This window comes from uncultured Granulicatella sp. (assembly GCF_963515615.1).
GTDB lineage: Bacteria > Bacillota > Bacilli > Lactobacillales > Aerococcaceae > Granulicatella.
The window spans coordinates 1-12,791 of the sequence record NZ_CAUPZT010000017.1; the positions used below are offsets into that span (position 1 = coordinate 1).

Below are 12,791 nucleotides of genomic sequence, written 5' to 3' on the forward strand. Positions count from 1 at the left end.
GCGGTACGCGAGCTGGGTTCAGAACGTCGTGAGACAGTTCGGTCCCTATCCGTCGCGGGCGTTGGAAATTTGAGAGGAGCTGTCCTTAGTACGAGAGGACCGGGATGGACACACCGCTGGTGTACCAGTTGTTCTGCCAAGAGCATCGCTGGGTAGCTATGTGTGGACGGGATAAACGCTGAAAGCATCTAAGCGTGAAGCCCCCCTCGAGATGAGATTTCCCATCATTTTAAATGAGTAAGACCCCTGAGAGACGATCAGGTAGATAGGCTAGGAGTGGAAGTGCCGTGAGGCATGGAGCGGACTAGTACTAATCGGTCGAGGACTTAACCAAGGTTGAAGGTAAATGAGGAGAGATTTGGATATAGATTCAGTTTTGAGAGAGCGAGAGCTTTTTCAAAGAGAAGTGTGGTGACGATGGCAAGAAGGATACACCTGTTCCCATCTCGAACACAGAAGTTAAGCTTCTTAGCGCCGATAGTAGTTGGGGGTTTCCCCCTGTGAGGGTAGGACGTTGCCACGCTTCAGATTAGAAGGAGAATTTCTGGAAGGAAATTCTCTTTTTTTGTATACTATTTCTATAAACAGTAATGGAGAATGGAACATGAAAAAAGTGAATTTATTTCTTTTAAGCTTTATAGCAATTTTCTTAGTTGCGTGTCATAAAGCGATTGACGATAAAGAATTTCAAGATAAATTAGTTCAACAAGAATTACAAATTAAAAATTATCATTTAACATTGAAACAAAATGAAGTGAAGAAAAAAGATAGTAAAAGTTCAACTCAAGTCATTGCGAATGCTTCTGTCTGGAGTGATGGTACAGGGTTTGGAACTCGAATTGATAAGACTGATGGAAAAGCAACAAATCAAATTGAAGTTATTAGTGAAGGTAGTAAAGGGGCTATTCGGTATTATCAAGACCGTTGGGAACCAACGATTTCCACACAATCCAGTTTACAAAATGTTATAGGCTTTTCTTACCATAGTGTATTGCAATTAGCTCAAGATATTTCTAGTTATGCTACATGGCAAACCGATGGAACATTTACTTACCATGGGAGTGATTCTGCGGTACGTTTAGCATTATCTTCGATTAATATTCAGGTGCATGAGAATACTAAAATTATGATAAAAATGAAAGCTGATCGAAAGACAAATGTCATTCAAAGCTTTTCGTTAGTATTAAATGAAGAAGATGAAACCATTCAGAAGACTTATGAAGTAATTTTTAATGGAATGAATCAACAGCATAAAAAAGACTTACCATTATAGTATTTTAAATTAGTTTAAATTTCTAGTTATTATTCGTCATGCTATCAATGGATTTCCTATTAAAAGACTACTCATATTCCTGTTTTTTTGTTACAATAGGAATGGATAAATGTTAAGAATTGCGAGAAATGGAAAACATTTTGTAGACATGCGAGAGGGAGAATGCTTGCATTCTCCTTTTTTTATGAAGATTGGAGGTAAGAGAATGGGAAGAGTCATTTCAGTTGCGAATCAAAAGGGTGGAGTTGGTAAAACAACGACAACAGTTAGCTTAGCAGCTTCTCTAGCAAAACTTGGTAAAAAAGTTTTAATTATTGATAGTGACCCTCAAGGAAATGCAACAAGTGGGTTAGGGGTACAAAAGGCTGAATTAACCTATGATATTTATGATGTTATTGTAAATGAAGTGAATGTTCATGACGTTATTGTACCAACTACTAGAGAAAATTTAATGATAGTACCTTCAACGATTCAGTTAGCTGGAGCTGAAATCGAGTTAACAAATCAGACACATCGTGAACAACGATTGAAACAAGCTTTAACAACGATACGTGATGAGTATGATTATATTTTTATTGATTGTCCGCCTTCGTTAGGACATTTAACGATGAATGCATTTACGGCTAGTGATACAGTATTAATTCCCGTGCAGTGTGAATATTATGCATTAGAAGGGTTATCTCAATTGATGAATACGATCACGATGGTTCGTAAACATTTTAATCCTCAACTAAAAATTGAAGGTGTTTTACTAACAATGTTTGATGCACGAACAAACTTAGGAAATGAAGTAAAAGATGATGTCATTAAATACTTCAGAGAAAAAGTATACCGTACTATTATTCCGAGAAATGTTCGTTTATCAGAAGCTCCAAGTTATGGACAAGCCATTGTGGACTATGATCCTCGTTCAAGAGGAGCAGAGGTTTATCTTGAATTAGCAAAGGAAGTGTTATCAAATGGTTAAAAATCAAAAATCAAAAGGCCTAGGTCGTGGAATTGATGCACTTTTTGGTGGGAATTTTGATAGTATCGAAAATTTAGAAAAAGTAGATACAAAAAATGAAACAATTGTAGAAATACCCATAAGTGAAATTCGTCCAAATCCATATCAACCTCGAAAAGAATTTAATGAAGAAGCTTTACAAGAATTAGCAGATTCGATTCGTGAACAAGGAGTTTTTCAACCAATTATCGTTCGCAAATCGAGTATTAAAGGTTATGAATTAGTAGCAGGCGAACGAAGATTACGAGCTTCTAAACTTGCGGGAAAAGAAACGATTCCAGCTATTGTCCGTGAATACAGCGAAGAAATTATGATTCAAGTAGCCGTTGTAGAAAATTTACAAAGGGAAGATTTACGACCAATTGATGAAGCATTAGCGTATAAATCTTTGATGGATGCATTAAAATTAAATCAAGAAGAAGTGGCAAAAAAAATCGGGAAAAGTCGTCCATACATTGCGAACTTCCTTCGATTATTATCATTACCATTAGAAGTTCAAACACAATTACAAGAAGGTCAATTATCAGTAGGTCATGCGCGTGCATTATTAGGATTAAAACAAGCAGATAAGATTGTTCTTGTCTCTAAAAAAGTAATTGAAGAAGGAATGACGGTTCGAGCGCTAGAAGAGTTGATTCAAACGATGAATGAGCCTGTTGAAAAAGTGAAGAAAATCAAAAAGATTCAAGAAAAACCAGCTTATATTGTGGAATCTGAAGAAAGATTAATGGATAAATTTGGAACATCTGTCCAAATTACTCCGAAAGGAGAACGTGGAAAAATCGAGATTGAATACCTTTCTCAAAAAGATTTAACTCGTATTTTAGATGTATTAGAAATTGAATTAGATGATTAGGAGTGAATAGAATGGCTGTTATGGAATATGCACTTGGGGATAGTGTTGAAATGAAAAAACCTCATGCATGTCAAACCAATTCATGGACGATCATTCGAATGGGAATGGATATTCGTATCAAATGTAATCATTGTGGGCAAATGGTCTTAATGCCAAGACGAGAATTTGAACGCAAAATGAAAAAAGTAACTTTGAAGAAAGAAAATAATGAATAGAAAGAGTGTGAAAAATACATGGCGTTAACAGCAGGAATCGTTGGATTACCAAACGTTGGGAAATCAACATTATTTAATGCAATTACAAAAGCAGGAGTAGAGGCAGCAAACTATCCGTTTGCGACTATTGACCCAAACGTAGGGGTAGTAGAAGTTCCGGATGAAAGACTTCAAAAGTTAACAGAATTAGTAAAACCAAAAAAGACAGTTCCAACAACATTTGAATTTACAGATATTGCTGGGATTGTAAAAGGTGCGAGCCGTGGGGAAGGGTTAGGAAATAAATTTTTAAGCCACATTCGTCAAGTAGATGCGATCTGCCAAGTTGTTCGTTGTTTTGAAGATGAAAATATTACACACGTTGCAGGTAAAGTCGATCCAATTGCGGATATTGAAACGATTAATTTAGAATTAGTATTAGCAGACTTAGAATCAGTTGATAAACGAATTGCTCGTGTTGCTAAAATTGCCAAAACAAAAGATAAAGATGCCGTTGCAGAATTAGCAGTTTTAGAAAAAATCAAACCAGTATTAGAAGAGGGTCAATTAGCACGTACGATTGAATTTACAGATGAAGAATTACCAATCGTGAAAGGTTTATTCTTATTAACAACAAAACCGATGTTATATATTGCTAATATTTCAGAAGATGATGTAGCAGAAGGTGGACATAATCAATATGTTCAATTAGTAGAAGAATATGCTGCAAAAGAAGGTGCAGAAGTAGTTGTTATCTGTGCACGTGTAGAAGAAGAAGTTGCTGAATTAGAAGAAGAAGAAAAACAAGTTTTCTTAGAAGAAATGGGAATTGAAACTTCAGGTTTAGATGTTTTAATTCAAAAAGCTTACCATTTATTAGGATTAGCTACTTACTTCACTGCTGGTGAACAAGAAGTTCGTGCTTGGACTTTTAGAAGAGGAATGAAAGCTCCACAATGTGCGGGAATTATTCACTCTGATTTTGAAAGAGGATTTATTCGAGCTGAAACAGTAGCTTATGCTGACTTATTAGAATTTGGTAGTATGAGTGCTGCAAAAGAAAATGGGAAAGTTCGTCAAGAAGGAAAAGAGTATATCGTACAAGATGGCGATGTTATGCTTTTCAGATTTAACGTGTAATCATCATATCTTGTGGGGGATTGAATCATGACAGAAAATCAAACTGAAGTAAAAAAAGTAGATGTTGCTACATTACGTAGTCAATTAACGAAAAAAAATGAACAATATATTTTACAATTAGAACGTTCATTAAAAGAAGCTCAAGTATCTAAATCGAAAATCGCTTCAACTTTAGAAGAAATGCTTCCCGTTTTAGTAGAAAAACAGAAAAAAGGCTTAACAGCTCGTCAATTATTTGGTACAGTGACACAACAAACTCAATCTGTATTGGAAGGACCTAAAAAAGATCCAACGGTGAAATCACCAGATTGGCAAATTGCAGTAGATGGAGGATTAATGGTTGGTGGATTCTTCGCTTTAATTGCTGGAATTACATTATTCTTAAATCCAGAACAATCCGAAGCGATGGGAGTTATCTCCTTAATCATGAACTTTATTGTAGGAGGATTAGCGTTATTAGCGTTATCTAAAGTAACTCCGGATATTAATCAACCAAAAGGCAAACGTGGTTATATTCGTTATTTAGTAGTGAGTTCATTAGTGATGCTAGCATGGTTAGTCATTGTAATGGGAACACAATTATTGATTCCAGCAAGTATTAATTATGTCTTCCCAGCTATTGTGTACTTATTTGTCGGTTCTGGTTCCCTTGTTTTAAAATGGTATTTGAAAAAAACATTGGATATTCGTGGTGGGATTTTATAAGCCATCTGTTTACTGATGAAGTGAAGTTGTTGTGGGTGTAGAAATGAAAATTTTCTTGCCCACATTTACTATATAAGGGGGAATATGATGAAATCATTGCGGAAAATTTTATGTTGGTTCATGTTTTTGATGGTATCTTTATTCTTTTTAAGTTCAAAAATTGAAGCGAAAGGTAAAAGTTTAATCGTTAATCAATATAATATTGATGCTAAGGTAAGTACAAATGGAGATGTTCGTTTTAAAGAAGAAATTACGTTTCAAGCGAATGGAAGCTATAATGGTGTTTTCTATAATCTAGATTATTTCGGAGAAGAAGAGCCTAAAGATGTATCTGTTGCTTTTAAAACGAGCGATGGTGAAGTTGTTTCATTAGCTAAAAGAGATACAGGAAATAATAGTACGTATTATTCAGAAAATAGTGGAAAGGTATTGAAATTTAAAGTTTTCTTACCTTTTGCAAATGATTCTAGAACAGTCGTTTTTAATTATACGATTCCACATATGATTAAAAATTATCGAGATACTGCAGAATTAAATCGAAGAGTTGTTGGACAAAACTGGGAAATTAATCAAAAAAATATTCGCATTCATGTAACTTTACCAGAAGCTGCAACAAAAGAAACATTAAGAGCTTGGGGACATGGTGGAAGTGGAGGTAAAGTAGAAATTGACCCGGATTATAAAGGGGCTACTTTTACTGTAAAGAGAAATCAACCAGGAAATTTTGTAGAAACACATATGGTTTTTCCAACGCAAATTACAAAGGATAATCCTGTGACAGAAAATACGGATGCCTTCCAAAGAATTATAGAAACGGAAGAGAGTCTTGTACAAAAACAAGTAAAAGAAGAACAAACAAAGTGGACGGTTGTTGGATTTGGAGCAATCATTAGTTTGATTTCAGTAGTATGGGCATGGTGGAAAGGGTATTTAGCCAATAAAAAACGTTTAGCCAAAGTTCCATTTGTTCCAGAGCATTTATTTGAATTGCCTCAAGATATGTCTCCTGCTGTAATGTCAGATGCCATTTATAATGGGATTGATATGGATGATTTTAGTGCAACTGTGATGAATTTAGTTCGTAAAAAGGTCTTAACATTAACAAGTCATGAACCATATATTTTAGAGTTGAAAGATTCTTCTAAACCTTTACTACCCCATGAACAATTATTATTAGAAATATTATTTGAAAAAATTGCGAAAGGAAATCAATTAGATTTAGAGGATATTCAAGAGTATGCAGAATATCGACCACAAAAATATGCAGATATGATGCAAGATTGGTTTGACCAAGTAGCACAGGATGCGGAAGAATATAGTGCTTATCGTTTAGAAAAAGGTGAGAGAATTCCTAAATCCATAGGAGCTCCTATTTTAGGATTATTAGGGATTGTTCTTAGTGTATTTGGGGCAACTAAGGATCTATTATCACTCATTATAGCTGTAGTAGTTAGTGCTATTGTTTATATTATCATTTTGCGTTTAAGTTTAGTAGGAACTAAACAGAGAAGTATTAAAGGTGAATATGAATATCGCCGTTGGGAAGCATTTCGTAAAATGTTAGTCGATATTTCTAGTTTAGATAGAGCTGATTTACCAAGTATTCAAATTTGGGATCATCTGCTCGTTTATGCGATTTCTTTAGGAGTTGCTGAAGAAGCAATTGAAGTATTAGAAGAAAAATTCCCTGAATGGATTCAAGAAAGTATTTATTATTCACCGACATATGGTTGGCAGTTAGCAATGTATCATAATATTTTACAAGATACATTCTTTGATAGTTACAATTCAGCAATGGATGAAATTAGTTCAAATTCTGATTCACCAAATAGTGGTGGATTTGGAGGAGGATTTAGTGGCGGAAGCTCGTTTGGATCTGGTGGAGGATCTGGCGGCGGAGGTTTCTAAATACCTCAAGATAAATCGATAAAAGGAGTAATTATGTTAAATGAAATGATGTTTCGACCAGTCGTTAAACCTGAAGTGGTCGAATATATGAGAAAAAGTCAACGTTTCTTTCCTGGTAAATTAGGAGAGCTAGAACAAATGGCAAATGATTTAGGAATTCCAATTATTCCTCATGAAACAGCGGTGTATTTAGATTTCTTATTAGGATTATATCGTCCAACTCACATTTTGGAAATTGGAACAGCAATTGGTTTTTCGGCTAGTTTGATGGCACAATATGTACCAAAAGGCGGTTCTGTGACAACGATTGACCGATATGAATTAATGTATTCAAGAGCAAAAGAGAATTTCAAAAAATTAGGGATTGATGATATTGTCACTCAAATTGAAGGGGATGCAGCATATGTATTACCAACATTAGAGCAACAATATGACTTTATTTTTATGGATAGTGCAAAAGCGAAATATATTGAATTTTTCCCTCATTGTATGCGAGTATTAAAGACAGGTGGAGTACTTGTGGTAGATGATATTTTCCAAGGGGGAACAATTTTACAAGATGAGAGTGAAATCCCACGAAAAGTTCGAAAAATTCATCGCCGTCTAAACTTATTTTTAGACTTTGTTCAAAAAGATGAAGCATTGAAATCCACTCTAGTTCCATTAGGAGATGGCATTATTATGATTCAAAAGTTAGAAGAAAAAGATTATCTTCCAATTGTTGAAGCTTTACTATAAAAATGAGGCTCTTTCTTTTCTATGAAAGTAGGAAAGGAAGAGTTTTTGTTTTGTAAAAAGAAGAAGTGGTACATAGAAAAAGAATATAAAAAATGGTAGAATAGACAAAAGAACTAGAACCTTGAAAGGACTTAGAAATGAAATTACTAACAATAGCAGTTCCTTGTTATCATTCACAAGAATATATGCATTACTGTATCCAATCATTAGTGACTGGTGGAGATTTAGTAGAAGTCTTAATTATTAATGATGGATCAAGTGATAATACGCAAACAATCGCAGAAAAATTTGAACAACAATATCCAGGCATTGTCCGTGCGATTTCTCAAGAAAATAAAGGTCATGGTGGGGCTGTAAACACTGGTATGCAACACGCAACTGGGAAATATTTTAAAGTTGTGGATAGCGATGATTGGGTTGATGTCCGTGCTTATTTAAAAATTTTAGAACACTTGCAACAATTAGAAGAGGTGCAAGAAGTAGTAGATGTCGTCATCACAAATTTTGTGTATGAAAATGATCAAGTAAGAAGAAAGAAAATTATGAGATATCAATCTTCATTCCCTGAAAATAAAGTGTTCACTTGGGATGATGCAAAGCCACTTCGAAAAGGAAAGTATATGATGATGCATTCCTTAATCTATCGACTAGATATTTTAAAACAATCAAAATTACAATTACCAGAACATACTTTTTATGTGGATAATTTATTTGTGTTTATTCCACTACAGTATTGTCAAAAAATGTATTATATCAATGTTGATTTTTACCGTTACTTCATCGGTCGAGAAGATCAATCGGTTAATGAACAAGTGATGATTCGCAGAATAGATCAACAAATTAGGGTAAATCAATTATTAATGGAAGCTTATCATAGTGATTGGGAACTTCCAAAAGTTTTAAATGATTATTTATTAAATCATTTAGAAATTACAACATTGATTTCTTGTGCTTTATTAAATAAAGCAGGTACACCAGAACATCAAGAGAAAAAGAAAATTTTATTAGAAAAATTAAAAGAAAGTAATCCTCTTGTTTATCAAGAAATTCGTAAAAATGTCATTAGTAAAATTGCGATGAATAAAAATGCAACGGCAAGACAAATGTCGAATTTAATTTATACAGTTTCACAGAAACTATTTGGATTCAATTAAAATAGGACAACTGACTTTTCCAGAAGTAGCGGATGTACAATGGGAAAGTCTTTTTGATTTACTTCCAAAAATGCTATCTTTATTAAATTATGTTAGAATGGGATTAATAAACTTTAAAGGAGAAACATCAGATGACATATGACTATTTAGTAGTAGGTGCAGGATTATTTGGAGCAACTTTTGCACGTGAAGCTGCTAATCGTGGATATAAAGTAAAAGTGATTGAAAAACGTTCGCATATTGCGGGAAATATTTATACAAAAGAAGTTGAGGGGATTCAAGTTCATGAGTATGGAGCGCATATTTTCCATACGAGTGATAAAAGAATTTGGGATTATGTGCATCAATTTGCTACATTTAATCGTTATACAAATACTCCTGTTGCGAATTTTAATGGAGAAATCTATAACTTACCATTCAATATGAATACATTTAATAAATTATGGGGAGTTGTGACTCCTCAAGAAGCAGCAGCTAAAATTGAAGAACAACGAGCAGTATTGAAAGGAAAAACTCCTGAAAACTTGGAAGAACAAGCTATTTCTTTAGTGGGGGAAGATGTCTATTACAAGTTAATCAAAGGGTATACTGAAAAACAATGGGGACGTTCTGCAACAGAATTACCAGCCTTTATTATTCGTCGATTACCTGTTCGATATACGTATGACAATAATTATTTCAACGATACGTATCAAGGGATTCCAATTGGTGGATATACGCAAATGGTGGAAAATATGTTCAATCATGAAAATATTGATGTGGAATTAAATGTCGATTTCTTTGAGAAAAAAGAAGAGTATTTACAAAGTGGCGTTAAAATTATTTTCACAGGTATGATTGATGAATTTTTCAATTATGAATTAGGAACGTTAGAATATCGTAGTTTACGATTTGAAACAGAAGTGTTAGACTCAGAAAACTTCCAAGGAAATGCAGTTGTGAATTATACCGACCGTGAAACTCCATATACTCGTATTATTGAACATAAACATTTTGAGTTTGGGAAGCAAGAGAAGACAGTTATTACAAAAGAATATCCATCTGATTGGGAAAAAGGTCAAGAACCTTATTATCCAGTCAATAATCAACAAAATAATGATCTATATTCTAAATATAAAAAACTAGCTCAAACAGTTCCACAAGTTATTTTCGGAGGACGTTTAGGGCAATATCGCTATTATGATATGCATCAAGTAATTGCAGCAGCATTAGAAGTAGTCAAACAAGAATTTGAAGAAAAATCAAAATAGTATGAAGACTGTATAAATGGGAAGGTTCTGAAATTTAATGTAATACAACTATTGTTCATTAATTTTCAAGGAATTTTTATAGTGATTTTTCATTAATTTCAAAAAATGAAAAATATTGAAATAAATGTGAAAGAAATTGTTGATTACATTGAAATGAATTGTTATAATCGTGACACAATCGGTCTTCATCATCCATCGATGCATCAAGATTTAATATTGAACAATCGTTTGACGGAGCTTGATTATATTAATGGAGCAGTGGTAAGAAAAGGTAAGAAAATACGGAGTTCCAACACCTTATTATGCCTTTTTAACATCATTGATTCATTGTAAAGAGCAAATTTTGAAAGCTCACTAATAAAAGGTAGTGAAAGTGTAGAAATGGATTTGTGGAGTATTTCTGAAAAGTTTCAACAGCTTTTATAAAGGAGTAGACAAAAAGAAAGAAGGGGTTATATGGAAGCTCAAGAAAAAATGACTGCAAAAGTCTTTATTAATAAAATCTTACAAGGAACTGCATTAGGGGTAATTATCGGTTTAATTCCAAACGCTGTATTATCTGCTATTTTAAAATATTTTAGTCACTATCCACTGGCAGTTCAAATCACGCAAATTGCTGTGATTTTCCAATTAGCAACACCATTAATTATCGGTGCTTTAATTGCTTTACAATTTGATTTCAAACCAATGCCGATGATGGTTACAGCAGGAGCAAGTTTTGTGGCATCAGGTGTTGTAAAATTCAATCCAGAACTAGGAAAATATGTTGGAGCTGGTACTGGGGACTTAATTAATACAATGCTAACAGCTGCCATTGCGGTATTAGCATTAATGTGGATTAAAGATAAATTCGGTTCTACTGCGGTAGTTGCGATGCCAATCGTAGTTGGTGTAGGTGCTGCGTTTATCGGATTACAATTATTACCATTCGTTGCGAAATTAACAGCAGGAATTGGAGCAATTATTAATGAATTTACTCATTTACAACCAATTTTAATGTCTATTTTAATTGTATGTTCATTTGCATTCTTAATTATTTCACCAATTTCAACAGTTGCGATTGGTTTAGCTATTCAATTAAATGGTGTGTCTGCAGGGGCAGCTGCAATGGGTGTAGCTGTTACAGCAGTAGTATTAGTGGTTCATTCATGGAAAGTAAATAATTCAGGAGTTACTTTAGCGATTGCTTTAGGGGCAATGAAATTGATGATGCCAAACTTATTCAAGTATCCAATTATTTTAGTACCTACTTTAACAACAGCAGTGATTTCTGCAATTCCAGTTGCCTTATTTAGTGTCAGTGGTACTCCTCAATCTGCAGGTTTCGGTTTAGTAGGTTTAGTAGGACCATTAGCTTCTATCGATGCAGGATTAAGTGTTGCTTTAGCAGTTGTTGCATGGTTAGTTGTACCAATTATTGCAGCATTAGCGACTAAATTTGTATATGAAAATGTATTAAAATTATACGATTCTAATGTTGTATTTAAATTCCAACAATAATATGAATTGATTAAAAGAACTGGGCTTTAAGCTCAGTTTTTTTTATTTGTGAAAACTATTAGCTAGCATGAAATTAAAAACTCATTTATAATAAGTATATGATGGCAAAAGGAGAAAAAATATGCGTATTCAACAATTAGTTTATTTAGAAAAAATTGCAGAAAAAGGATCCATTAATGAAGCCGCAAAAGATTTATTTTTAACGCAACCAAGTCTATCAAATGCCATGAAAGATTTAGAGCAAGAAATGAATATTCAATTATTAGTTCGGCATAAAAATGGAGTGTCTTTAACAGAAGAAGGGCGAGAGTTTTTAGTATATGCTAGGCAAATATTGGATCAAGTCAATTTGATGGAAGAAAAATATAAACGTAAAACAAAACGGAAACGGGATTTCTCAGTTTCAGCTCAGCACTATGCATTTGTCGTTCATGCGTTCGTAGCATTAATTCGTCAAGAAGCTGGAGATGAATATCAATTTACGTTAAGAGAAACAGAAACTCAAAATATTTTAGAAGATTTAATGAAATTCAAAAGTGAGTTAGGAATTTTATATTTAAATAATTTTAACCGTCAAGTCATGAAGAAATTATTTAAAGAGAAAAATTTAGAATTTACACCACTTTTCACAGCAAAGCCTCACGTATTTATTAGTAGAGAAAATCCATTGGCATCTCAAACTAGTATTACTTTAGAAGAGTTAGAAGATTATCCTTATTTATCTTATGAACAAGGAGAAGAGAATTCCTTCTATTTTGCTGAAGAGATTTTAAGTACAATGGAACATAAGAAGAGTATTAAGGTAAGTGACCGTGCGACGATTTTTAACTTAATGGTCGGGTTAAATGGGTATACAATTAGTTCGGGGATTATTAGTAGCGAATTAAATGATGACAAAATTGTGGCAATTCCATTAGCAATTGAAGATGAATTAGAAATAGGATACTTAAAACATCATCAAATGGAATTATCACCTGTAGCACATATCTTTTTAGAATTACTTATTACGCATATTAGAGGCTATGGCTTTGAAGTTGCGACAGTGTTAGATTAAAACAAAGGAGAAT

12 protein-coding genes, 2 rRNA genes and 1 pseudogene are annotated in these 12,791 nt (G+C 33.6%); all 15 read left to right on the forward strand.

What is annotated here, in order from left to right:
* Positions 1-334 (forward strand): 23S ribosomal RNA (locus tag RYL55_RS04200); the annotation flags it as partial.
* Between the two features lie 73 nt (positions 335-407).
* Positions 408-523, forward strand: a 5S ribosomal RNA gene (rrf, locus tag RYL55_RS04205).
* Positions 524-604: 81 nt separating this feature from the next.
* Complete coding sequence (locus RYL55_RS04210; RefSeq protein WP_315007571.1) at positions 605-1,273, forward strand: hypothetical protein; 669 nt, start codon at positions 605-607, stop codon at positions 1,271-1,273.
* A gap of 205 nt (positions 1,274-1,478) precedes the next feature.
* Positions 1,479-2,240, forward strand: a complete 762-nt coding sequence (locus tag RYL55_RS04215; RefSeq protein ID WP_315007573.1) for an AAA family ATPase — start codon at positions 1,479-1,481, stop codon at positions 2,238-2,240.
* Entirely contained in the window at positions 2,233-3,135 is a 903-nt protein-coding gene (locus tag RYL55_RS04220; protein WP_315007574.1) for a ParB/RepB/Spo0J family partition protein, read from the forward strand. The genes RYL55_RS04215 and RYL55_RS04220 overlap by 8 nt, the downstream gene beginning before the upstream one ends.
* Positions 3,136-3,146: 11 nt before the next feature.
* Complete coding sequence (locus tag RYL55_RS04225) at positions 3,147-3,350, forward strand: DUF951 domain-containing protein (protein ID WP_399545602.1); 204 nt, start codon at positions 3,147-3,149, stop codon at positions 3,348-3,350.
* Positions 3,351-3,368: 18 nt separating this feature from the next.
* Positions 3,369-4,469, forward strand: a complete 1,101-nt coding sequence (gene ychF, locus RYL55_RS04230; RefSeq protein ID WP_315007575.1) for a redox-regulated ATPase YchF — start codon at positions 3,369-3,371, stop codon at positions 4,467-4,469.
* Between the two features lie 27 nt (positions 4,470-4,496).
* The gene (locus RYL55_RS04235) at positions 4,497-5,174 is read left to right on the forward strand and encodes a DUF1129 family protein (RefSeq protein WP_315007577.1); all 678 of its coding nucleotides are present in this window, start codon (positions 4,497-4,499) and stop codon (positions 5,172-5,174) included.
* A gap of 87 nt (positions 5,175-5,261) precedes the next feature.
* Entirely contained in the window at positions 5,262-7,082 is a 1,821-nt protein-coding gene (locus RYL55_RS04240) for a DUF2207 domain-containing protein (RefSeq protein ID WP_315007579.1), read from the forward strand.
* 33 nt (positions 7,083-7,115) lie between these two features.
* Entirely contained in the window at positions 7,116-7,820 is a 705-nt protein-coding gene (locus RYL55_RS04245) for an O-methyltransferase (RefSeq protein WP_315007580.1), read from the forward strand.
* A gap of 137 nt (positions 7,821-7,957) precedes the next feature.
* Positions 7,958-8,974 carry a glycosyltransferase family 2 protein gene (locus tag RYL55_RS04250; protein WP_315007582.1) on the forward strand — a complete coding sequence of 339 codons (1,017 nt, stop codon included), beginning with the start codon at positions 7,958-7,960 and terminating at the stop codon, positions 8,972-8,974.
* A gap of 131 nt (positions 8,975-9,105) precedes the next feature.
* Complete coding sequence (gene glf / locus RYL55_RS04255) at positions 9,106-10,224, forward strand: UDP-galactopyranose mutase (protein ID WP_315007584.1); 1,119 nt, start codon at positions 9,106-9,108, stop codon at positions 10,222-10,224.
* 168 nt (positions 10,225-10,392) lie between these two features.
* Positions 10,393-10,582, forward strand: a pseudogene (locus RYL55_RS04260) (ketopantoate reductase family protein); the annotation flags it as partial.
* Positions 10,583-10,680: 98 nt separating this feature from the next.
* Positions 10,681-11,724, forward strand: a complete 1,044-nt coding sequence (locus tag RYL55_RS04265; protein WP_315007585.1) for a PTS sugar transporter subunit IIC — start codon at positions 10,681-10,683, stop codon at positions 11,722-11,724.
* Between the two features lie 121 nt (positions 11,725-11,845).
* Entirely contained in the window at positions 11,846-12,778 is a 933-nt protein-coding gene (locus tag RYL55_RS04270; RefSeq protein WP_315007587.1) for a LysR family transcriptional regulator, read from the forward strand.
* Positions 12,779-12,791: the final 13 nt, after the last annotated feature.